The sequence below is a fragment of the Streptomyces sp. TG1A-8 genome (assembly GCF_030499535.1).
In the GTDB taxonomy this organism is placed as follows: Bacteria; Actinomycetota; Actinomycetes; order Streptomycetales; family Streptomycetaceae; genus Streptomyces.
The window spans coordinates 2386148-2408461 of sequence record NZ_JASTLB010000001.1 but is presented as its reverse complement, the minus strand read 5'-3'; the positions used below and the strand labels follow the sequence as shown (position 1 = coordinate 2408461).

The window sequence follows — 22314 nt, the reverse complement described above, 5'->3', positions numbered from 1 at the left end:
CGGGCCGGAGCCCGCGAGCCCGGCCCGATCCTGACGAGGGGCCCTAGGCCAGGAGGCCCGACGACTTCCACAGCCGCCGTCCGACACCGCGCAGCACCCCGATGTCGTCCAGGAAGTCGGTGAGCCGCCTGGCGCCCGTCTGCATGACCTCCCGGCGGTGGGCGCTGGCCCTGACCTGGGCCATGGCCTCCCGCTTGTCCAGGCCGACGCCGGTGTAGACGTCGGGGTTGACGAAGGCGACGGAGAACACCCGGGCGAACTCGCCGGAGGTGACCCGGGTGAACTCCTGCGACCACTTCGGGGCCGTCACCATCTGGCGGCGCAGCTCCTCGCGGGCGTAGCGGACGTGGCGGGCCTCCTCGACCACGTGGATGCGCGTGACGCCCCGGATCAGCGGCTGGACCCGCTCGTCCGGGAAGGTCAGGCGCTGCATCCAGTCCAGGACCTCCTCACCGAGCAGCGTGGCCGTGAAGGAGCCGGGGGTGGTCGAGATCGTCTTGAACAGGCGGCCCAGGTTCTGGTGGACCCGGCTGACCGGGTACCAGGGCGTGCCGCCCCGCGAGATGAGGCGGGCGAACATCTTCGAGTGCCGGCACTCGTCCTCGATCTCGGTCAGCGCGTAGCGCACGTGGGCGCTCGTGGCCGCCTTGTCGTAGATGTGCCGCACGAGCAGCTGCATGAGGATCAGCTCGAACCAGATGCCGAGCGAGGCGAGCGCCGCCGCCTCGTGCCGGGAGAGCAGGATGCGCTGCTCCTCGCTCATCCGCTTCCACAGCGGGGTGTCGTACAGCGAGACCAGCTCCGGCGGCCAGAACCACTTGCCCTCCTCGAAGGGCGCGTCCCAGTCCAGCTCCTTGTCGGGGTCGAACGAGTGCTTGGCGGACGAGACGAGCAGCCGTTCGGCCACCTGTTCCCGGTCCTTGAGCAGGCCCAGCGCGTCGCGCAGTCCGTCCAGCGCGTCCGCTTCCGTCAGGGTCGTCATGGCTCCCTCACCTCGTCACCCGGTGGTACGTCGTCGTCCGCCTCTTATGAGACTGCCTGTCAGCAAGCTCGTCAATCCCCTGTGCGCGACGAGTTCGCCCGGTGAAGTAGCGTGCTGGCGTGTCCATGCCTCCACCGCCCCGGCAGCCGTATCCCGCCGGCCCCCCGCCGCCGCAGTACCCCTACGCACAGCCCCCGCAGCCGCCGCAGTACCCCTACGCACAACCCCCGCAGGCCCCCGGCCCCTACGGCTCCCCCCACCCCTGGCAGCAGCCCCACGGCGGACCGCAGCCGTACCCGCCGCAGCAGCCCCACCCGGCCTGGGGCGTGCCGCCGGTGGCGCAGCCGCCGGGGAGGCGGCGCGTCGGGCTGGTGCTCGGGATCGTGGGCGGCGTCGTCGCGGCCGGCGTCGCGGGACTGGTCCTGCTGGGCGCGGTGGCCGGGAGCGGCTTCCCGGCGGCCGAGAACCGGCTGGTCCTGCGGCACGAGCTGCTGGACGGCACGTACGTCCTCGCCGAGGACCTCTCCGGCAGCGAGGGGCGCAAGATCGAGGACGAGGCCGACGGCGCCTGGGACGCCAAGGACATGCACGCCCTGGTCGGCCGCTACAGCCCCGGCGGCGACGACTCCAAGGGCATGCTGCTGGTGTCGGGCGTGTACGGCCGGTTCAAGAACCGCGACACGGTCCGGCGCAACATGCTCAAGGGCGCCGCCGAGGCCGACGGCGTGACGGTGACCCGGCCCGCCCGGGACGTCACCCCGGCCGGCGCGGACACCACCGTCAGCTGCGAGGTGCTCACCCAGAAGCAGGCGCTGGTGACGCTCACCTACCCGGTCTGCGCCTGGGCGGACGGCAACACCGCGGCCGTGATCGGCGAGGTCGCCCTGCCCCAGGAGGAGGCCGCCGACGTGGATCTCGCCACCGCCGCCCGCACCGCCCTCACCGTCCGCTCGGAGCTGCTCCAGCCGGTCGGCTGAGGACCGCCGCGCCCCGCCCGGGGGCCGGTGGGGGCCCGGCCCCGCCGGTCCCCGTCTCACCGGCCGAGGACCACCCGCATCACCGCCTTGGCGATCGGGGCCGCGTCACCGCCGCCGCTGATGTCGCCCCGGTCGGCCGACGCGTCCTCGACCACCACCGCCACCGCGACCTTCGGCTCCAGGTCGTCGTCGGCCTGGGCCCAGGAGACGAACCAGGCGTAGGGCACACCGGCGTTGCCGACGCCGTGCTGGGCGGTGCCGGTCTTGCCGCCCACCGTGGCGCCGCGGATCGCCGCGCGGGTGCCGGTGCCCTCCTCGACCACGTCGGTCATCAGCTCCTTCAGCCGCACGGCCGTCGAGGGGCGCATCACCTGCCTGGCCGGACCGGCGCCGCTGCCCGCGACCGTCCCGCCGCCCCGGCGGGTCGTGCGCTCCACCAGGTACGGCGGGCGCAGCCGGCCGCCGTCGGCCACGGCCGCCGCGACCATCGCCATCTGCAGCGGCGTGGCCCGCGTGTTGTACTGCCCGATCGAGGACAGCGCGAGCTGCGCCCTGTCCACCTGCGGGTCGAAGGTGCTCGGCGAGACGGCGAACGGGATCCGCAGCCGGGTGTCGTTGAAGCCGAACGCCCGGGCCGTGGCCGCCATGTCCCGCACGCCCACGTCCACGCCCAGCTTGGCGAACACCGTGTTGCAGGACCAGCTGAAGGCCTCCCGCAGCGAGGCGTCCCGGCAGCCGTCGCCCTCGTTGGTCAGCCGGGTGGTGGTGCCCGGCAGCCGGTAGGGGTCGGGGGAGTCGGTGGGCGCGTCCAGGTCCGCGACCACGCCCGCGTCCAGCGCCGCCGCCGCGGTGACCACCTTGAACGCCGACCCCGGCGGATACGTCTGCCGCACCGCCCGGTTGAGCATCGGCCGCTCCGGGTCGTGGCCGAGCCGCGCCCAGGCCGAGGCCGTCGCCTCGCTGTTGCCGGACAGCTCCGACGGGTCGTACGACGGGGCGGACACCAGCGCCAGGACCCGGCCCGTGGCCGGTTCCACCGCGGCCACCGCGCCCTTGCGCCCGGCCAGTCCGTCGTAGGCCGCCCGCTGCGCCCCGGGGTCGAGCGTGGTGACGACGTTCCCGCCGGCGCCGCGCGTGCGCGTCACGTCCCTCCACAGCGGGAACGGCGACAGCATCGGGTCGGTGCCGGACAGCACGCCGTCCTCGGTGTGCTCCAGCAGTGTGGTGCCGTAGGTCTGCGAGGCGAACCCGGTGACCGGGGCGTACAGCGGGCCGTCCAGGTAGGTGCGTTCGTAGCGCAACTGCTCGCCGGTGTCGATGGAGCCGGTGACCGGCTCGCCGCCCACCAGGATGTCCCCGCGCGGCTGCTGGTAACGGGCGATGGCGGCCCGGCGGTTGGCCGGGTTGCCATCGTAGGCGTGGGACGCGACGACCTGCACCCGGGCGGCGTTGGCCAGCAGGGCCGCCAGCAGCAGGGCGCAGAACACCCGCGCGTGCCGGATGTACCGCGCCATGGGGCGGTCGAGTCCGTAGCCGGTCACGGGGCCTCCTGCCCGTCGTACCGGCCGCGGGCCGAGTCGCTCACCCGGACCAGCAGCGCCACGATGGCCCAGTTGGTGACGACCGAGGAGCCGCCCCTGGCCAGGAACGGCATCGCCATGCCGGTCAGCGGGATCAGCCCGGTGACCCCGCCCGCGACCACGAACACCTGCATCGCCAGGATCGAGGCGAGACCGACCGCCAGCAGCCGGCCGAACGGCTCGCGCAGCGCCAGGCCCGCCCGGTAGCCGCGCTCCACGAGCAGGGCGTAGAGCAGGAAGACCGCCGCGAGTCCGGCGAGGCCCAGCTCCTCGCCCGCCGTCGCCAGGATGAAGTCGGACTTGGCGGCGAAGCCGATGAGGACGGAGTGGCCGAGTCCGAGACCGGTGCCGAGGATCCCGCCCGCCGCGAACGCGAACAGGGACTGCGCGACCTGGTTGGGGCCCTGCCCCGCCTCGATCGTGGCGAACGGGTGCAGCCAGTCCTCGATCCGGCCGTTGACGTGCGGCTCCAGCCGACCGACCGCGACCGCGCCGAACGCGGCGAGCAGCAGGCCGACCGCGATCCAGCCGGTGCGGCCCGTCGCGACGTACAGCAGGACGACGAACAGGCCGAAGAAGAGCAGCGAGGTGCCGAGGTCACGCTCCAGGACCAGGACCCCGACGCTCAGCAGCCAGATCGTCACGATCGGGCCGAGCACCCGTCCGGTCGGGAACCGCAGCCGCCACAGCCGGCGGCCCGCGCAGGCCAGCGCGTTGCGGTTGGCGGCCAGGTAGGCGGCGAAGAACACCGCGAGCAGCACCTTGGCGAACTCGCCGGGCTGGATGGAGAACCCGGCGATCCGGACCCAGATGCGGGCGCCGTTGACCGCGGGGAAGAGGATCGGCAGCAGCAGCAGGACCAGTGCCGCGGCCACGCAGACGTACGAGTAGCGCTGCAGCACCCGGTGGTCGCGCAGCAGCAGGACGATCACGGTGAACAGGCTCACGCCCAGGGCGGACCACACCAGCTGGGTGGGGGCCGCCAGGTCGCCCGGGGTCTCCAGGTCGAGCCGGTGGATCAGCACCAGGCCCAGCCCGTTGAGCAGCACGCCGATGGGCAGCGGCAGGGGGTCGGCGCACGGCGCCCGCAGGCGGACCGCGACATGCGCGAGCAGGGCGAGCACGCCGAGCCCGGCGCCGTAACCGGCGGCGCCGGGCGGGACGGCGCCGGTCACGGCCAGCCCCACGGCGCAGTAGCCGTAGACGGAGAGCAGGACGGCCAGCACGATCAGGGCGAGTTCGACGCCACGGCGCCGGGGGAGGGGGACGACGGGCACGGGTGCCCGCGTCACCGGCATGACGCTTCCGGCCTTGGTCATGTCCGGAACCTATCCAAAAGGGACGCGTCCCGCGTCGCAGGTCCCGCGGTCAGCACCAGCGTGGCGCGGGCCCGACGTTGTCGATGTAGCGGGCCGAGCCCCACGCCCAGGTGCCGTCCGTCAGCAGGTACCACAGGGAGTTGCCGTCCACGGCCACGCCCCGGGTCTTGCAGTAGATCGAGACCGTCTCGCCCTCCCGGGCGACCCGCACCCGCCGGCCGCCCCGGTCCGGCCGGTCGTGCAGCCACATGCCGCCCTTGGCCGTGACGACACCCCGGTAGCGCCGCGGGTCCCGGTCCCCCCGGCCGTCGAAGCCCTCGTCCCGGCCGCCCGGGTCACCGGCCCCTTCGGCCCGTCCGCCGCCGTCCTGCCCGCCGCCGTCCCGCGCGTTGCGGTCCTGGCGGTCCACGCCCGGACCGCCGTCGCGCCGGAGGTCGCCGGCCGTGGCGGGAGCGACCGTGACGGTGCCGGCCAGGGCGCCCGTCGCGGCCGCGAGGGCGAGGCCGCGGACGAGGTGCCGGGCGAGGTCCCGGGCCAACGGCCGGGTGGGGGTGGAGCGCAGGGACATGGAGCACCTCCGGGAAGCGGGGCGAAGCCGACTGTTCGCCACATTAGGAGCGGTGGCCGGGCTGCGCCCTCCCGGCGCGGCGAACGGGGTGCCCCGGCCGGTGATCGGAGCGGCGGTGGTGGCGGTGGTGGTGATGGCGGCGGTGGCGGCGGTGGCGGCGGTGGCGATGTCGGTGACCGTCACGGCGCGGTCTCCAGCGGGCCGGGGTCACGCAGGCCCTGTGTGGTCCGTGTGGTCGGTGGGCTCTGTGTGATTCGTGCGATCCAGGTGGCCCGTGTGGCTCGTGTGGCCCGTGTGGTCTGCACGGGCTCCGTGGTCCGTGTGGTGCGCGGTCGCCGGCCGGGTCCGTCGCGGGCCCGGCCGGCGTGGACGGCCGGCCGCGGCGGGTCCTCCTCCGGCACCTCCCGGGCGGGTGCACGCGCAGGCGGAGGGCCGAGCCGTCGCCGCGGGGCCCGGGCCGCCGCGCGGGCGACCGGAGGCGCGGACCGCCGCCACGGCTTTCGCGCGCCCCGGAGCGCGACCGTTCCCGCGCCCGCCGCCGGGCGCGCTGAGGGCCGGGGGGCGCCCGGCCCTCGACTTCTTGCCCCGCGAGCGCCCGCCTGTTCCCATGGATGAGGGGTGATGGCGTATGAGCGGACTGCGCGTGGTGCCGGCCTGGCGGCACGGGAGCGAACGGCTGTACGTCTGCGGTCGCGATGGAGCCACCATCGCCTGGTACGACCGTGGGACCGGCCGGATCAACCTGCTCGGCGAGGCCCACAGGAAGGCCGTACTGGACGCCCTGGGCCCCTTCCTGGCCGGCTCGGTGACCGTCGGTCCGCCCCCGGTCCCGACCCCCGCGGAACTGGCCCGGCTCACCCTGCACCCGGACGACGACCTCGCGCCCAACCGCCCCGGCGAGGCCCTGCTCGTCGCCCTCGACCGGGACCCCGCCCCCGTCCGCAGGCTCCGCCCCGACCCGCGCCGGCGCGCCCTCAGTGCCGAGCAGACCGTCGGCGAGGCCCTGGACCGGCTGGAGGGCGCCGGCTGGCACACCCTGCACTCGGTCCCGCTGCCCGGCGGCGACCGCATCCACCACCTGCTGATCGGCCCCGGCGGACTGTTCGCCGTCCACGCCCTGTACGCGCGCAAGCAGCGGGTCCTGGTGGCCGACCCCGTGGTGACCCTGGGGCGCCGCGCGGCCGAGCCGCTGCTGCGCCGCCTGCGCGCCGACGCCGACCGCGCCTCCTACGCCCTGACGGCCGAGGTCCACCCGGTCCTGGCGCTGGCCGACCCCTCCGACGTGACCGTCGCCGCCGCGCCCCGCGCGGTCCGCGTCCTGCGGGACTCCGCGCTGCCGGCCCTGGCCCGCCTGGGCGGGGTCCTGAAGCCGGCGGACGTGGAAGCCCTCCACGCGATGGCCCGGGACCGGAACACGTGGGGGAGGGTGTAGTTCGGCCGGTTGACCGGCGGAGGCGCCGGCCGGGCCGGTACCCGGGTGTTCGGGCACTCCGGTGCTCCCGTATTCCGGCACTCCGGTACCCGCCGGGTGTGCGGCGGCGGAGGTCCGCACGGACCCGTAGGCCCCGCGGCCGGACGGCCGGACGGCCGGACGGCCGGGCGGCAGGGAGGAGGGGCGGACGGCCACGGACGGCGGTGAAGCCCCACGGGGCGGCGGCGCGGACAGGCGGAGACAGGCGCGGGCGGGCGGGGGCAGGTGTCCCCCCGGCCCGGCCGTCGGCAGGTGCAGCCCCTTCGGCCCTCCGTCCATGTGACAGGCGTCATAAGATGACAATCTCGGCAAAAGGCCGTCCTGACGTCAGGAGCGGGAAGGAAGGGTGCCGCGCGTGCGATCCATATGGAACGGGGCCGTCTCCTTCGGTCTCATCAGCATCCCGATCAAGCTGGTGAACGCCACCGAGAGCCACTCGATCTCCTTCCACCAGGTCCACACCGAGGACAACGGCCGCATCCGCTACCGAAGGGTGTGCGAACTGGAGGAGCGCGAGGTCACCCAGGCGGAGATCGGCAAGGCGTACGAGGACGCCAACGGCACGATGATCCCGATCACCGACGACGACCTGGCCCACCTGCCCATCCCCACGACCCGCGCGATCGAGATCGTCGCCTTCGTGCCGGCCGACCGGATCGACCCGCTCCAGATGGGCGCGTCCTACTACCTGGCGGTCAGGGGGGCCCTGGCCGCCCAGCCGTACATCCTCCTGCGCGAGGCCCTCAAGCGCAGCAACAAGGTCGCCATCGCCAAGTACGCGCTGCGCGGCCGGGAGCGGCTCGGCATGCTGCGCGTGGTCGGTGACGCGATCGCCATGCACGGGCTGCTGTGGCCCGATGAGGTACGGGCACCCGAAGGAGTGGCCCCGACCGTGAACGCCACCGTCCGTGACCAGGAACTCGACCTCGCGGGCGTCCTGATGGACACCCTCGGCGAGGTCGACCTGAAGGACCTGCACGACGAGTACCGCGAGGCGCTGGAGGAGGTCATCGCGGCGAAGACGGCCGGCGACGACCTGCCCGAACCCCCCGCCCCCAGCGACAACGTGCTCGACCTGATGGCGGCCCTGGAGAACAGCGTGCGCGCGGTCCGCGCGTCCCGCGGCGAGGAACCGGCCGGGGAGGCCGAGGTGACCCCCCTCCGCAGGGGCCGCGCCACCCCCAAGGAGACGGGCGGCAGGAAGTCGGCCTCCGCGACGAAGAAGACGGCCGCCGCCAGGAGGGCGGCGGCCCCGAAGAAGTCGACGGCCAAGTCCGCCCAGAGCGTGAGGAAGGCGGCGGCGAAGACGACAGCCAGATCCACGGCCGGGAACACGGCGAAGCCCACCGCGTCCACCGCGAGGAAGACGACGGCCGCGAAGAACACGGCGGCGAGGAACGTGGCGGCCAAGAACGCGGCGGCCAAGGACACGGCGAAGAAGACGACGTCCCGCAAACGCTCGGCGTGACGCCTGGGCGAGCCACCGGGTGGAGCACCGGGTGAGCCACCGGACGAACCACCGGGTGGAGCACCGGGTGAACCACCGGGCGGGTCCGTCCGCCGGGGCGTCGGCACAGCCCGTTCCCCCTTCCCCTCCGGTCAGGTGATCGGACGGCGAGGAGGGGGGTAACCGGGGGGCATGTTCTTCTTCAGCAATCGCATCGGCTGTCTCGGCTCGCTCCTCATCAGCGCGGTGGCGACCGGCCTCCTCATCCTGCTGCTGAACCGCTGAGGGGTGGGATCGATGCCGTTCCCACGCTCCGCGGGCGCGCCCTCCACGCCGACGGCGCCCGGGCCCGTCCGTCCGCCGGCCCCGCCCGGCGGCACGACGCGCAGGAGGGCCGCGTGACGGCCGACGAGCACCGTGCGGCACGGACGGTGGCGCAGGCCGTGTCCGGGACGGCGCCCGCACAGCTCCCGCGGCACCTGTGCGCAGCGGTGCGCGAGGCCCTCGGAGCGGACGGGGTGACGTTGGCGCTGCTCACCGACACGCCGTCGCGCCAGTTGCTGGCCGCCTCGGACGCCACGGCACTGCGGCTCGAACAGATCCAGTTCACCGTGCTCGAAGGCCCGTGCATCAGTGCCGCGGCCACGGGCGAGCCCGTACTGGTTCGCGACCTGCACGGGGCGCCGACACCGTGGCCGCTGTTCGGCGCGACCATGCGTGAGCAGTTGCCGCAGGTCAGGTCCGTATACGCGTTCCCCCTCTTCTTCGGCGACTACGTCCTCGGATCACTGGACGTCCTCGCCTGCCACCCGCACACCCTGGCCGAGGACGTCGCGGAGCAGGGGCAGGACGTGGCGGACGCGGTGGCCGAGGCCCTGTTCCGGGTTCACACGAAACTGCTCACGGGAGACGAGCCGCCCGACTGGGAACCCGCCGGGATCGTCCGGGCCCACTGGTTCGACACCTTCCGCGCCATCGGCGTGCTCGCCGCCCGGCAGGGGGTGACGACCGAGGACGCCCTCGCCCTGATGCGGGCCCGCGCGTTCGGGACGGGCCGGACGCTGGCCGACATCACCACCGACATCCTGGGCGGACCGACCGCCACCTGACCATGTTCCGCTCCGCCGCGGGCGGCGCCGCACGAGCCACCGAACGGTCACCGAACGGCCGGGGCACGGCCACCGAACGGCCGGGGCACGGCCGGAGCACGGTGAGCGCCGGCCGCCCACGGGTGGCCCCGGACGTCAGGCTTCCCCCGCCTCGGCCAGCAGCCGGGCGGTCAGGGCCGGGTACCGGTGGGGGAACGAGTGCGCGCCCGGCACCACCAGGGCACGGCCCCGCCCGGCCCGGCGCGCGAGGAGGTCGATCCACTCCGGCGGGCAGAGCGCGTCGTCCTCTCCCGCCACGACCGTGACCGGGCAGGTCACCGCGGGCAGCAGGTCCTCCGGCGCGTCCGCCTGGGCCGAGCGGATGCAGTTCACCAGCCGCCGGGGCCCGGCCTTCAGGTAGGACGGCAGCACGGTCGGCACCACGGAGGGGGACTCGCGGACGGCGGTACGGAGGAACGCCGACACGAGCGGACCCGTGCGTCGCAGACGGGGCGGAAAGGTGGGGGCCAGCAGGACCAGGGCCCGTACCCGTTCGGGCACCCGCACGGCCGCGTGCAGCGCCACCTGGGCGCCGGTCGAGTGACCGGCGAGCACGACCGGAGCGCGCGGCACGGTGACCAGCCACCGTGCCACGGTGCCGGCCAGCGCCCCGAGGGTCTCGGAGCACGCGGGCCCGGCCGGATCGCCGAAACCCGGGACGTCCAGCACCCGCACCGGCCCGCGCCGCGCACATCGCTCCAGCGTCCGCAGCAGGTACCCGGGCGCCCCCAGTCCCGGCACCAGTACCAGCGCGCCGTCCGGTCCGTCGACCCGCCCGGTCCCCGCACTGCGCACCAGGGTCGTGGTGCCGACGCGGTCGTGGACGGGGCTGACGGAAGGACCTTCGGGGCGCGGCATGACCGAGCGGATACCCGCTCACCCCGGGGTGATTGCCGGCGGATGAGGCCGGTGATCAGCCGTGGCGGGCCGGGGAACGCCATCGCGCCGGCCACGGGGTGCGGGCCGGGCCGTCGGCGCCGAGGCGGCCGGGTCCGCACCGTGCCGTCCCCGGACGGATGCCCGGCCCCACGGCGGGAAGGGCCGGCCCCGCGCGCACCGCTCCCGGCCACGCACCGCTCCCGGCAGCACTCCGGCCCCGGCAGCACTCCGGCCCCGGTCGCGCACCGTGCGCGACCGGGGCCGGGAACGCGGACGAGCTGAGGCCCGCGTCAGTCCCTGCTGAGGTGCACGGCCGTGGTCTCACCGGCCGTCACGGTCCCCCCGTAGTTCGGGTCCGTGGCGGAGGCCTGCGCCTGCACCTCGACGTCACCCTTCTGGAACGGCGTGGTCCCCGTGGGGACCGCCTGTGCCGTCCACGTGACCTCCGCACCCGGCCGGCACGCCACCGAGGTGGAGAACGGACCGCGGATGAGGACCTTCTTCTTCACCTGCGTGACGTTGCCGGACACGGTGACGTCCACCGGTTGGTTGCAGGTCACCGTTCCCCGGACGGCCGCGTTGCCGTTCAGGCTGCCGGCCGTGCCGTTCACCGCGACGGCGACCCCCAGATCGAGTTGCTCCGGCGGGGCGGGGTTGTGGATGTGGACCTCGCCCCGCGCGGCGGCGGCATCGCCCTCGCAGTGCTGCTCGAAGGAGGCGTCGAGCGTCTGGACGTACCCGTTGGGCCCGAACGCCAGGTCGTCGACGGTGAACGAGCCGGTCAGCGTGTTGCACCCGCGTCCGTTGCCGCTGAGGTCCAGTCCGGGTCCCGTCCCGTTGAACGGGTAGCGGTTGGCGTCGGTGTAGGCACCCGGCCGCAGGGCCTGCCCGGACGGCGCCGCGAGGTCCAGGCTCCACCAGTCGCCGTTCGCCCCCGTCACGGAGACGGAGACGACACCGTTGTCGGTGTTCGCCGACACGGTCAGACCGTCCTGCGCGTCGGTGGAGTACGAGTAGGACCCACCGCCGCTGATGTAGTCGCCGGCGTCCCCGCTGAAGCTCAACGACCCCGAGCCCACGGACTGGGCCTGGGCGGAGCCCGCCGTCAGCCCGACCGTCCCGGCGGCCAGCGTGAGCCCCACCAGCGCCGAGGTCACGCGGGCCAGAGCGTACTTGGGCACGCGAAGTTTCATGGTTCTCCCCCTGCTGCTCCAGGCAGCGTCCCGGCCGACGGGGTCTCCGTCGGACCGCGACGATTCTGCCGACGACCGGGGCACATGACAAACACTTTTACGGCACACCCAAGGGACGGCCGGCGACGCCAACTCGAATCCACCGAAACCCACTTGAGGCCGGATGTCCCGGCCCGCACCCTCCTGCGCCGCAGGCGCTGACAGAGCGCGCTGCGACCGGTCCGAAGCCCCCGGCCTGCCGGGCGAGGGCGGTCCGTCGCATCTCGGCCGTGTGCGGTCGGCCGCTGGTTGCCGACCGCACCTGCCGCGTCGTGCCTCGTCTCGTTGCCTGACGGTTGCCCCAGGAGTTCCGTCCGGTTTGCGCTCTACGCCCGGGCCGACGGGCTGACGACCCTCACGGTATGGGGGTTGTGGAAGAGGAGCCGCGGCGGCTGGGCAGCGGGCGGTCCCGTTGTCCGTACTGCGGGCTGCCGCAGGATCGGGTGGCGACGCTCGAGCAGGACTGGGTGCTGCTGGAGCCGGACATGCGACCGCCGGCCCACACGGTGCCTGCGGAGCACCGGTGGATCGAGCTGTCCGACGGACGGGTGACGGTCTACGGAGTGTGTCCGCCGGATCAGTTCCAGCGGTGCCGTATCGAGCACCGCCTCGCCTGCCCGGAACAGTCCCTGCCGGATCTGTGGCCGTGGTTGACGAGCCTGCGAGGGGAGAACGCGCGCCAGGCGGAGCGGCAGAACGACCCGGAGCCGCCTCCGCCTCCCGAGGAATGGCCGGACGCCGGCTGACGGGCGCCCCGGAGTCGAAGGTGTGTCGCGAACGCCGGGAGACAACGAGGGAGCGGGAGTCAGTGAGACTGACTTCCGCTCCCTCATGTCGGCGTTCGCCTTGGTCAGACCCGGAGCCAAGGAGTTCGGAGGCTTCCGACGAGCAGTCGGCCGGGCCGTGCGAGCCGCTTGTCCGACTATGCCGCTGCGGATCCGGACGGCGGTCCGTCGTCCACCGGCAGTTCCGTGGCGTGACCGGCGGTGCTTACGGCGTGGTCCGGGAGAAAGCGGCTGGCCTTCCCGCTCCAGGTGATCACCAGTTCGTCGCGGGCCCGCGTGGCCGCCACGAAGAGCAACGAGCGGGACCGCTGTTCCTCCTGCCGGTAGCGTTCCGCCTGCTCATGCCGGTACGTTTCGAGCCGCTGATGCGGGACCAGGCCCTCGCTCACCCCGGCGAGAAATACCCGTTGGAATTCCAGCCCCTTGAAGCCGTGCAGCGTGCCGATGCGCACGGCGTCAACCCCTGTCGGGATGTCCCTGCCGATCTCGCAGGCGCGGATGCCGTACCGCTCATCGGCCAGGGTGACGGCCAACTGCGTGACCGCGTCACGCGACGGGACGCCGACCGCCATTGCCGCGTAGGGGGTTCCGTAACGGTCGTGGCGTTCCCTGAGAAGCGCGGCGATCGCTTGCATCTCGGTCTGCCAGTCGGGGGCGCGCCAGTACTGCGGTGCCAGCCCGGTGAGGACGGACCGGTAACCTTCGAGGGTGTCCCGGCCGTCGTCGAGATCGTCGAACTGCTCGCCGACGATGAGGCCGTGCGCACTGCCCAGGATCTCGCGCGTGGTCCTGTAGTTGAGGGTCAGCCGGCGTGAGGCTCGGCCTGGCGTGCTGATGCCCAGCCGTCCCAGCACTACCTGATGGGCGTAGATCCGCTGGTGGGCGTCGCCGACCAGGAAGATGTCGTTCGGGCCGGGCGTCACCATCGCGCGCAGCATGCGCCAGTGGGAGGCGGACAGGTCCTGCGCCTCGTCCACGACCACGTGCCGGTAACGGGGCTTGAGCCACATACCGCTCCCGGCCTCGCGGTGGATCAGGTCGAGGCCACCGTGTTCGGTCTTGTAGCGGGCCTGTGCGGTCACCTTGGCCATCCGCCGGCCCTCCGCACGGGCGGCCTCGTCGGCGATGAGCGCGTGCGTGGTGCGGTGCTCCCGGTCCAGATGCGCCCGGTAGCGCTGGACCAGGTCCCACACCTGGCGGCGCTGTGGACGCTGGCCGACGGCACGCCGATGGCTTCGAAGAACGAGGTCATCATCACAGGTCTCCTCGACCGCCTGGCACCGGGACGGAGGCTCTACGAGGAGTCGCTCACCGGCGCGGACGGCCGCGTCGTCCGTCCCGATTTCACCGTGGCCACGAAGGACGGTCGTACGGTCTTCTGGGAACACGCCGGCATGCTCGACCTCCCCGACTACGCGCGGAAGTGGGAGCGCAAGAGGGAATGGTACGCGAAGAACGGCATCGCCCCGTGGGACAAGGGCGGCGGTCCGAACGGCACCTTGATGTGGACCGACGACCTCGACGGCGCGGATGCCCGAGCCTGGCTCACGCTCGCCTGCCAGGTCCTGGACGTCGAACCGACGGGCTCCGGGACCGCGACCGTACCTGCGCGGAGGGCGGCGAAGAAGACCGCTGCTCGACGAACAAGGTCGTGAGCCCGAGTGCGCCTTCGGCGACGAACGACCGGGCCCAGTCACCTTTGCCCGGCAGGCCCGATCCAGACCCGGGCGCTCAACGCACGCCGTCAGACCTTGATCACTGCTATGCGTCCGCCGCACAGCGCTGCGATGTCCTCAGGATCGGAGGTGAGGACCGTGACGGGGCCGGGCGCGGTGAGGGCGGTGGCGCTGAGCACGGCATCGATGGCGTACTTGTGGCCGTGCAGGCCGGCGTCGGCGAGGAGCGCGGCGGCGTGCCGGGCAATCGGCTCGGTGACCGGTTCGACGACGAGTCGGGAGAGGGTCCACTCCAGCGCCGGGCGGTTGATCCGGGGATGGACCACTTCCACGAGGGTGACTGCCGAAGTGATCACGCGCAGGTCATCGGCACGGGCCAGAGCGAGCCAGCCGGTCACTGTGCGGTCTCGCAGGACAGCCTTGGCCAGCCCTTCACTGTCGAGGACCAGGGTGCCGCCGGGGATGGCGGGGGAACGGGTCACGCCGCGTTCACTCCGCCTTGCATCTGCTGCTCGCGTGCCTGGTGGAGCTGGTCCCGCAGGGACTGGATCTCTTCTTCTGTGATGGGTCCATGCTCGGCCTCGGCCACCTGAATCACCTCATTGAGGTTGTCCCGTTCGACCTGGCGGGCGACGGCCGCGGCCACGTAGGCGGACAGCCCGGAGGGACCGCTGCGGGCCTTGGCGGCTTCGGCGATGTCGCGCGGCATGGTGATCGAGTACTTGCCGGTAGGCTCACTCATGCTACTGATCCTACCTCTTATGCTCCCTGTGCGGGATCCGCGCGCTCCACCTCTCTGCCATTGCTGCTGCAAGCGGTGCGTTGACTGAAGAGAGGCGGTGGAAGCCGTGCGGAGTTCGACAGGGCGCGCGTGTGCTCCTAGGAGGGGGCGCGGGACCGCGGACGGTGATTGCAGTGCAGCCCTACCGAGGACGGGCTGCGGGATGTCGCCGTGCTTTGAACCGTGACCCCCTATCGGGGTCCTTGGGTTCTAACGCTTGTCGCAACATTCCTTGATCATTGTGGAGTGTTGATGGCGGGGCGGGGACGCAAGCGCAGACTGGAGCTCGAGGCCGAGTACTGGCGCCTTCTGGCGTCCGGGGTGGGCAGCGTCGAGGCGTGCAGGCAACTCGGGATCGGGCGTAAGGCGGGCTACCGGTGGCGGAGGGAGAACGGTGGCCTGCAACCGGACTATCTTCCGGAAGCCTCGCGTTCGGGCCGGCATTTGCCGCTGTTGGAGTGTCGGAGGATCGCCTCGTTGCGTGGTCGCGGCCTGGGGATCCGGGAGATAGCCGGCCTGGCCCACCACCGCGGCCGCGAACGCGAGGGGCATTCGGCCGGCCGGTTGCGTGATGCCCTCATTGCCGCCCTCGGCAAGCTGCCAGAACAAGCACGTCGCAGTCTCACCTGGGACCAGGGCTCCGAGATGTCACGCCACCACGAACTCGCGCCCTACTTCACCGACGGGATCTTCTCCGCGCGCCCTGGCAGTCCCTGGGAGCGAGGCGCGAATGAGAACACCAATGGCTTGATCCGGCAGTACCTGCCCAAGCGCACGAACCTGTCCCTGCACACCGCTGACGACCTCCGCGTCGTTGAGCAGAGGCTCAACAGCCGACCCCGCAGGACACTGAGTTGGCAGACCCCGGCTCAGGCATTCACCGCCGCTCCGGCACTCCGAGCCTGCAACGTTGCGACGATCATGCGAATGCACCGGCACCGCTGCCCGCCTCCGAGGCCCCTGGTATCGCGTCCAGGGGCCTCATTGTTGCTCCGTGTCCCAGCTCGTCGGATAACCGGTCTCCGCAATGTCTTGCGAGAGATCCACCAGGACGATTTCCGGGTTCAACGCGCGGACCACTTCTTCGGTCAGCGGGCGGGACGAGAAGACGTGACGAACGGCCTCCAGATCGACCGGGACCTCGTAGTAGTCCTCGGCCCACCGCTGAAACGCTTCCGGTGAGCGATGAACCAACAATTGGAACAGGTAATTGGCGCCGTCCGGATCCCCCGTTGCCGCGTCGGGAAATCCGATCGTTCCCGCCTTCCAGCCGTCGTCGACCGTCCTCCGCCACATACATGCAGTGACGAGAGACATTCCGTCCTCATCGGAGAACACCGGCTCTCCGACGTACGGCCGGAAGACCTCAGGGACCTCGTCGAGCACTCCGGGCCATGGCCCGTCCTCTGCATAGGGGCTCATGGGCGATTCGTGATCGAATCCCCGCACGTAGACGCCGGCGGGTGAGAAAACGATCGAGTACTCGTCGCCCGATCCGCTCCGCATCGAGGCCATCGACTCCGTCTCGGACCAGTGGTCGTCGAAGGAGTGGCGGCGGCTCTCCCACTCAGGGCTCAGGACTGCCTCCAGGACGGCCATGGAGCGGCAGTGCTCACGGAGGACTGCTATCTCGGGCAGGTGTCGAGCAACGTCATGAACGGTCACCCGCTCATCCAAGCGCACGCATCCGACACGTCAGGTTCCTGCCCGGCGGGTCACTGTCGCACCGAACCCGAAGGTCGCGGACAGTACGACTCACCTGGGACAACGCTTCAAGATCCCGCCCACGCCTCGTCCACAGGCACCGACATGCGGCCGCTCCGGGCCGCACACGCCTGCACATACGCGAAGACCCCGGCCTCAGCGTTTCCGCTGGTGACGGGGTCTTTGGGCACCTCATGCTGGGTGCCCCCGGCAGGATTCGAACCTGCGCACACGGCTCCGGAGGCCGTTGCTCTATCCCCTGAGCTACGGGGGCGTGTCGGGCGCTGAGCTCTTCGCTTGCGGCGACGGGTAGAACCCTAGCAGGTTCTCCGGGGTGATCAGGAACCGGTTTCCCGTGGGTGGGGGCGGCGGGCCGTCCGCCGGGCTGATCTTCCTCGGGTGCGGGCCCCCTGCACCCGCCCCCTCCGGCAACCGAAGCGTCGCCTTCTCCTTGCCCGGGTAGGCGTCGCCCGTGGTGAGGGACGGTTCCCCGGATGGGGTGACGGGGGTCCTGGTGGATGCCCCGCGTGCCGTGCGGGTCCGCCGGCCGCGGCAGGTTGGCCGGTCCGCGCCCATGCGCCGGTCCGGCCCCGACGCGTGCCGGACGGCCGGTTCACGCGTCCCGGTCCGAACGCGGCCGTCCGTGAAACCGACGGCCGTGACGGCCGGCCCTCCACCCCGACGCGCGGGCGACCGGTTCCCCTCCGGGAGTGGACCAGGTCTCCCGGGCGGGGTGGAAGTGGGGAAAACCCGGACGCGGTGGCTGGTCCCCACCTACTCTCGAGTTGTGTCAGGCGTGTCTGGCCGGGTCCTCGTTGTGGACGACAACAAGGTCATCCGGCAGCTGATCAGGGTCAACCTCGAGCTTGAGGGGCTTGAGGTCGTGACCGCGGCCGATGGTGCCGAGTGTCTGGAAGTAGTGCATCAGGTGCAGCCTGACGTCGTGACGCTCGACATCGTCATGCCTCGACTGGACGGGCTGCGCACCGCCGCCCGGCTTCGAGCCGACCCCCGTACGCAACACCTGCCCGTCGCCATCATCAGCGCCTGCACCCAGTACGAAGCGGAGACCGGTGTCGACGCCGGTGTCGACGCCTTCCTGGCCAAGCCCTTCGAGCCCAGGGAGCTCGTTCGAGTCGTCAAGGACCTGATCGAGCGGGGGAACGCGCCCGGGGCCCTGGGAAGGGGCTGGGGCGGCGAGGGGACCGGGGGAGGCTCCGGGGGAGAGGGGCCGGGCGAGGGCGGTACCGGCGATGCCGGGGGCGAAGGGGACGGGGACGACGGGGGTGACGGGGGCGGTGGGACGCCCGGTGGAGTGGCCGGCGGAGTTCCCGGTGGGGTCCCTTTCGGCGGATAGCGCGTGGTGCACAACGGATGACGGATGGCGGACGGCCGTGGTCGAGGGCGGGTGGCTCCTCCCCGACCGGCGCCGACCTGGCGCCGTCGTCGCCGCTCGCCCCGTCGCAGGCGCCGGCCCCGTCGAGCGCGGACGCCCGTCCCGGCCGACCCGGATCGGCACCCCGGCCGGGCACTCCCCCTCCCGGCCTCCCCTACCCTTGTTCCGTGACCCTCCCCGAGCTTCGCCGCAGCGTGCTGGACGCCGTGCGGTGCGCTGTGGAGGAGGGGGAGCTGAGCGTGACCGTTCCTGAGCGCGTCGTGGTCACCGAGCCGGGGCCCGGCGGGTGCGGGGACTTCGCCACCACCATCGCGCTGCAGCTCGCCCGGCCGGCCGGGCAGCCGCCCCGACGGGTGGCCGAGGTCCTGCGGACGCGTCTCATCGGCGCCGACGGCATCGAGGACGTCGTCATCACCGGACCCGGGTTCCTCAACATCAGCCTCCGCTCCGACGCCGACCTCACCGAGACGCTCGTTCGCGAGATCCGGGCGAGCCGGCAGCCCCAAGAGGACCGGCAGCCCCAAGAGGACCGGCAGCCCCAAGAGGAGCAGCAGCCCCAAGAGAACGGGCAATCCCCAAAGGACCAGCAGTCCCGGGGGAACCGGCAGACCCCGGGGAGCGGTGAGCACCAGCAGCGCCGCGAGGGCCATGAAATCCCCGACAGCCCCGACAGCTCGGTCAACCCCGACAGCCGGGCGATCGACGAGAACCACGCGGCCCCCGAATCCCACGCGACCTCCGAATCCCACGCGGCACCCGAACCCCGTCAGTGCCCCGGCGCCCGCCGGCTCCCCCTGCCCCCCAGCCTCCTCCGCCCCCCCGCCCCTACGGCCACACCGACGCCCTCGCCGGGCAAGTGATCGTCCTGCGCGTGCCCTACGAGGTGCGGGCCGAGGTCGTCGCCGACGCCGTGGTGCGGATCGTGGCCAGCCAGGGAGGGCGGGCCGAGGTGGAGCACGGGGAGCCGGTCACCCTGCGGCCCGTGCCGGCGCCCGAGGACCCCGCTCCGCTCGGGCCGGACGCCGCCCAGTGGGCGCTGCTGCACCCCGCGCCGCACGACCGGCCCCGGATCACCGCCGACCACCTCGTACAGCGCGAGAGCAACCCGCTGTTCCGGGTGCGCTACGCCCACGCGCGCGTCCGGGCCCTCGGCCGCAACGCGGCCCGTCTCGGGTTCGCCGCCGAGCCGGGGGCCGTACCGGAAGAGGCCGGCCGGCGCCTCGTCGCGCGTCTGGCCGACCACCCCCGTGTCCTCACCGCGGCCGCCACCCATCGCGCCCCGGACCGGCTCGCCCGGCATCTCGTCACCGTCGCCGATGCCGTCCTGCCCTTCCTGCCCTCCGTGCTCCCGTGCGGCGAGGAGAAACCCTCGGCCGCCCACCGCGCCCGGCTCGCCCTCGCCGAAGCCGCCGGGACGGTGCTCGCCGGTGGCCTGTCCCTGCTCGGCATCGACGCACCCGAACACCTCTGAGGGCCGAGCGCGAAGCGACCACGGGTCCCGGAGAGACACAGAGAGTCTGAGAGTCACGTCATGAGCCGTTCCGCGCACCCCGCCGGACCCCGTCACGCCGACGTCCTCCCCGAGGGGCACTACGCCGCTCCGCCCGCCGACCTCAACGCCGTCGACCAGAAGGTCTGGGCCCGGACCGTGGAGCGCGACGAGGACGGTGTCCTGACCGTCGGCGGGATTCCCGTGACCCGGCTCGCCGAGGAGTACGGCACCCCCGCCTACATCCTCGACGAGGCCGACTTCCGGGCCCGGGCGCGCGCCTGGCGCACCGCCTTCGGGACCGGCGCCGACGTGTTCTACGCCGGCAAGGCGTTCCTGTCCCGCGCGGTGGTGCGCTGGCTGCACGAGGAGGGGCTCAACCTGGACGTCTGCTCCGGCGGCGAGCTGGCCACCGCGCTGTCCGCGGGGATGCCCGCCGAGCGCATCGCCTTCCACGGCAACAACAAGTCCGAGGAGGAGATCCGCAGGGCCGTCGGGGCCGGTGTGGGGCGGATCGTCCTCGACTCCTTCCAGGAGATCGTGCGGGTCGCGCACATCGCGCGGTCCCTCGGCAGGCGGCAGCCGGTGCAGATCCGGGTCACCGTCGGCGTCGAGGCGCACACCCACGAGTTCATCGCCACCGCCCACGAGGACCAGAAGTTCGGCATCCCGCTGGCCGGCGGGCAGGCCGCCGAGGCCGTGCGGCGGGCGCTGCAGCTCGACGGGCTCGAACTGATCGGCATCCACAGCCACATCGGGTCGCAGATCTTCGACATGTCCGGGTTCGAGGTGGCCGCCCACCGGGTCGTCGGACTGCTCAGGGACATCCGCGACGAGCACGGCGTCGAACTGCCCGAGATCGACCTCGGCGGCGGGCTCGGCATCGCCTACACCAGCGACGACGACCCCCGGGAACCCCACGAGATCGCCAAGGCCCTCGGCGAGATCGTCACCCGCGAGTGCGAGGCCGCCAAGCTGCGCACCCCGCGGATCTCCGTCGAGCCGGGGCGCGCCGTCGTCGGGCCCACCGCCTTCACGCTGTACGAGGTCGGCACCGTCAAGCCGCTCGAGGGGCTGCGCACCTACGTCTCCGTGGACGGCGGCATGTCGGACAACATCCGCACCGCGCTGTACGACGCCGAGTACAGCGTGGCCCTGGCGTCGCGGGCCTCCGACGCCGAGCCCATGCTCGCCCGCGTCGTCGGCAAGCACTGCGAGAGCGGGGACATCGTGGTCAAGGACGCGTTCCTGCCCGCCGACCTGGCGCCGGGCGACCTGATCGCCGTACCGGCCACCGGTGCCTACTGCCGTTCCATGGCCAGCAACTACAACCACGTGCTCCGGCCGCCCGTCGTCGCGGTGCGCGACGGCGGGGCCCGGGTCATCGTCCGGCGCGAGACGGAGGAGGACCTGCTGCGTCTCGACGTCGGGTGACCGCGGGCCCGCGAAACCGGGGGTGGAAGATCTCCGGTCCGCCACCCCCGCGTAAATGAAATAGATGTCTCACGATCCGGACCAAGGGTAGAAACTCCCGTCCGGTGAGTGAGACTGGTCCCACCGCTGACGGTATGAGGAAACGAGGTCGGATGATGCGTACGCGTCCGCTGAAGGTGGCGCTGCTGGGCTGTGGAGTGGTCGGCTCAGAGGTGGCGCGCATCATGACGACGCACGCCGACGACCTCGCCGCCCGGATCGGCGCCCCGGTGGAGCTGGCCGGGGTCGCCGTGCGGCGGCCCGCCAAGGTCCGTGAGGGCATCGCCCCGGACCTGGTGACCACCGACGCCACCGCCCTCGTCAAACGCGGGGACATCGACGTGGTGGTCGAGGTCATCGGCGGCATCGAGCCCGCCCGGACCCTCATCACCGCCGCCTTCGAGCACGGTGCCTCGGTCGTGTCCGCCAACAAGGCCCTGCTCGCCCAGGACGGGGCCGCCCTGCACGCCGCCGCCGAGGAGCACGGCCGGGACCTGTACTACGAGGCCGCCGTCGCCGGCGCGATCCCGCTGATCCGGCCGCTGCGCGAGTCCCTCGCCGGCGACAAGGTCAACCGGGTCCTCGGCATCGTCAACGGCACCACGAACTTCATCCTCGACAAGATGGACTCCACGGGCGCCGGCTACCAGGAGGCCCTGGACGAGGCCACCGCGCTCGGGTACGCCGAGGCCGACCCGACCGCCGACGTGGAGGGCTTCGACGCCGCCGCGAAGGCCGCCATCCTCGCCGGCATCGCCTTCCACACGCGGGTGCGCCTGGACGACGTCCACCGCGAGGGCATGACCGAGGTCACCGCCTCCGACTTCCGCTCGGCGAAGGAGATGGGCTGCACCATCAAGCTCCTCGCCATCTGCGAGCGGGCCGCGGACGGGGGGTCGGTGACCGCCCGCGTGCACCCGGCCATGATCCCGCTCGGCCACCCGCTCGCCTCCGTGCGCGGCGCGTACAACGCCGTCTTCGTGGAGTCGGACGCCGCCGGGCAGCTCATGTTCTACGGGCCCGGCGCCGGCGGCGCGCCCACCGCCTCCGCGGTGCTCGGCGACCTCGTCGCCGTGTGCCGCAACCGGCTCAACGGTGCGAAGGGGCCCGGCGAGTCGGCGTACGCCGACCTGACCGTCTCCCCGATGGGCGAGGTCGTCACGCGCTACCACATCAGTCTCGACGTCGCCGACAAACCGGGCGTGCTCGCCCAGGTCGCGACCGTGTTCGCGGAGCACGGGGTGTCGATCGACACGGTGCGCCAGCAGGGCAAGGACGGCGAGGCCTCCCTCGTCGTCGTCACCCACCGCGCGTCCGACGCCTCCCTGACCGGGACCGTCGAGGCGCTGCGCAAGCTCGACACCGTGCGGGGTGTCGCCAGCATCATGCGGGTTGAAGGAGAGTAAC

19 protein-coding genes, 1 tRNA gene and 3 pseudogenes are annotated in these 22314 nt (G+C 72.7%); 12 read left to right on the top strand and 11 right to left on the bottom strand.

Annotated elements, in window-relative coordinates; genetic code table 11:
- Positions 1-43: 43 nt before the first annotated feature.
- Positions 44-982 (bottom strand): diiron oxygenase, encoded by a 939-nt coding sequence (locus QQY24_RS10050; protein ID WP_301972324.1) that lies wholly within the window; start codon positions 980-982, stop codon positions 44-46.
- 125 nt (positions 983-1107) lie between these two features.
- On the opposite strand from QQY24_RS10050, the gene QQY24_RS10045 reads away from it, so the two are divergent.
- Positions 1108-1959: a hypothetical protein gene (locus QQY24_RS10045; protein WP_301976196.1), complete on the top strand. Its 852-nt coding sequence runs from the start codon at positions 1108-1110 to the stop codon at positions 1957-1959.
- Between the two features lie 56 nt (positions 1960-2015).
- On the opposite strand, the gene QQY24_RS10040 is transcribed toward QQY24_RS10045, so the two are convergent.
- From QQY24_RS10040 to QQY24_RS10030, 3 genes are read right to left on the bottom strand one after another with little or no spacing between them, the layout of a single operon-like run.
- The gene (locus QQY24_RS10040) at positions 2016-3473 is read right to left on the bottom strand and encodes a penicillin-binding transpeptidase domain-containing protein (protein WP_301976195.1); all 1458 of its coding nucleotides are present in this window, start codon (positions 3471-3473) and stop codon (positions 2016-2018) included.
- A gap of 23 nt (positions 3474-3496) precedes the next feature.
- Positions 3497-4858, bottom strand: a complete 1362-nt coding sequence (locus tag QQY24_RS10035; RefSeq protein ID WP_301972323.1) for an FtsW/RodA/SpoVE family cell cycle protein — start codon at positions 4856-4858, stop codon at positions 3497-3499.
- Between the two features lie 49 nt (positions 4859-4907).
- Positions 4908-5609 (bottom strand): SH3 domain-containing protein, encoded by a 702-nt coding sequence (locus QQY24_RS10030; protein ID WP_367657986.1) that lies wholly within the window; start codon positions 5607-5609, stop codon positions 4908-4910.
- A 445-nt stretch (positions 5610-6054) separates the two neighbouring features.
- Between QQY24_RS10030 and QQY24_RS10025 the strand changes: the two genes are divergently transcribed.
- The 3 genes from QQY24_RS10025 to QQY24_RS10015 all read left to right on the top strand — a co-directional run bounded on the left by QQY24_RS10025 (position 6055) and on the right by QQY24_RS10015 (position 9453).
- Positions 6055-6858 (top strand): nuclease-related domain-containing protein, encoded by an 804-nt coding sequence (locus QQY24_RS10025; protein WP_301972322.1) that lies wholly within the window; start codon positions 6055-6057, stop codon positions 6856-6858.
- 394 nt (positions 6859-7252) lie between these two features.
- On the top strand, positions 7253-8365 hold the full coding sequence (locus tag QQY24_RS10020) for a Ku protein (RefSeq protein ID WP_301972321.1): 1113 nt from the start codon (positions 7253-7255) through the stop codon (positions 8363-8365).
- Between the two features lie 377 nt (positions 8366-8742).
- Positions 8743-9453, top strand: coding sequence for a GAF and ANTAR domain-containing protein (locus QQY24_RS10015; RefSeq protein WP_301972320.1), 711 nt, complete (start codon positions 8743-8745; stop codon positions 9451-9453).
- A 135-nt stretch (positions 9454-9588) separates the two neighbouring features.
- On the opposite strand, the gene QQY24_RS10010 is transcribed toward QQY24_RS10015, so the two are convergent.
- The gene (locus QQY24_RS10010; RefSeq protein ID WP_301972319.1) at positions 9589-10350 is read right to left on the bottom strand and encodes an alpha/beta fold hydrolase; all 762 of its coding nucleotides are present in this window, start codon (positions 10348-10350) and stop codon (positions 9589-9591) included.
- Positions 10351-10661: 311 nt separating this feature from the next.
- Positions 10662-11552, bottom strand: coding sequence for a hypothetical protein (locus QQY24_RS10005; RefSeq protein WP_301972318.1), 891 nt, complete (start codon positions 11550-11552; stop codon positions 10662-10664).
- A gap of 413 nt (positions 11553-11965) precedes the next feature.
- On the opposite strand from QQY24_RS10005, the gene QQY24_RS10000 reads away from it, so the two are divergent.
- Entirely contained in the window at positions 11966-12349 is a 384-nt protein-coding gene (locus QQY24_RS10000) for a DUF6083 domain-containing protein (protein ID WP_301972317.1), read from the top strand.
- 176 nt (positions 12350-12525) lie between these two features.
- Here the strand turns inward: QQY24_RS10000 and QQY24_RS09995 are convergent, their stop codons facing one another.
- Positions 12526-13581, bottom strand: a complete 1056-nt coding sequence (locus QQY24_RS09995) for a 3'-5' exonuclease (protein WP_301972315.1) — start codon at positions 13579-13581, stop codon at positions 12526-12528.
- Here QQY24_RS09995 and QQY24_RS09990 point away from each other — a divergent pair.
- A complete protein-coding gene (locus QQY24_RS09990; protein ID WP_301972314.1) occupies positions 13549-14043 on the top strand; it encodes a hypothetical protein in 495 nt (164 codons plus the stop codon). The two genes, QQY24_RS09995 and QQY24_RS09990, sit on opposite strands and share 33 nt — an antisense overlap.
- An 89-nt stretch (positions 14044-14132) precedes the next feature.
- Here the strand turns inward: QQY24_RS09990 and QQY24_RS09985 are convergent, their stop codons facing one another.
- Both QQY24_RS09985 and QQY24_RS09980 read right to left on the bottom strand, forming a co-directional pair.
- Complete coding sequence (locus tag QQY24_RS09985; protein WP_301972313.1) at positions 14133-14546, bottom strand: PIN domain-containing protein; 414 nt, start codon at positions 14544-14546, stop codon at positions 14133-14135.
- A complete protein-coding gene (locus QQY24_RS09980) occupies positions 14543-14806 on the bottom strand; it encodes a CopG family transcriptional regulator (RefSeq protein ID WP_301972312.1) in 264 nt (87 codons plus the stop codon). Before QQY24_RS09980 ends, QQY24_RS09985 begins: the two co-directional genes overlap by 4 nt.
- Before the next feature lie 291 nt (positions 14807-15097).
- Between QQY24_RS09980 and QQY24_RS34730 the strand changes: the two are divergent.
- Positions 15098-15679, top strand: a pseudogene (locus QQY24_RS34730) (IS30 family transposase); the annotation flags it as partial.
- 147 nt (positions 15680-15826) lie between these two features.
- Here the strand turns inward: QQY24_RS34730 and QQY24_RS09975 are convergent.
- On the bottom strand, positions 15827-16510 hold the full coding sequence (locus QQY24_RS09975; RefSeq protein WP_301972311.1) for a hypothetical protein: 684 nt from the start codon (positions 16508-16510) through the stop codon (positions 15827-15829).
- A 241-nt stretch (positions 16511-16751) separates the two neighbouring features.
- Positions 16752-16823, bottom strand: a tRNA-Arg gene (locus QQY24_RS09970).
- Positions 16824-17312: 489 nt separating this feature from the next.
- Here QQY24_RS09970 and QQY24_RS09965 point away from each other — a divergent pair.
- From QQY24_RS09965 to QQY24_RS09945, 5 genes and pseudogenes are all read left to right on the top strand, one after another.
- Entirely contained in the window at positions 17313-17906 is a 594-nt protein-coding gene (locus QQY24_RS09965; protein WP_301976193.1) for a response regulator, read from the top strand.
- Between the two features lie 206 nt (positions 17907-18112).
- Positions 18113-18403 (top strand): annotated as a pseudogene (locus tag QQY24_RS09960) (hypothetical protein); the annotation flags it as partial.
- A 368-nt stretch (positions 18404-18771) separates the two neighbouring features.
- Positions 18772-19416, top strand: a pseudogene (locus tag QQY24_RS09955) (DALR anticodon-binding domain-containing protein); the annotation flags it as partial.
- 60 nt (positions 19417-19476) lie between these two features.
- Positions 19477-20868: a diaminopimelate decarboxylase gene (gene lysA / locus QQY24_RS09950; protein WP_301972310.1), complete on the top strand. Its 1392-nt coding sequence runs from the start codon at positions 19477-19479 to the stop codon at positions 20866-20868.
- A gap of 152 nt (positions 20869-21020) precedes the next feature.
- Positions 21021-22313, top strand: a complete 1293-nt coding sequence (locus tag QQY24_RS09945; RefSeq protein ID WP_301972309.1) for a homoserine dehydrogenase — start codon at positions 21021-21023, stop codon at positions 22311-22313.
- The last annotated feature ends 1 nt before the right edge of the window (position 22314 follow it).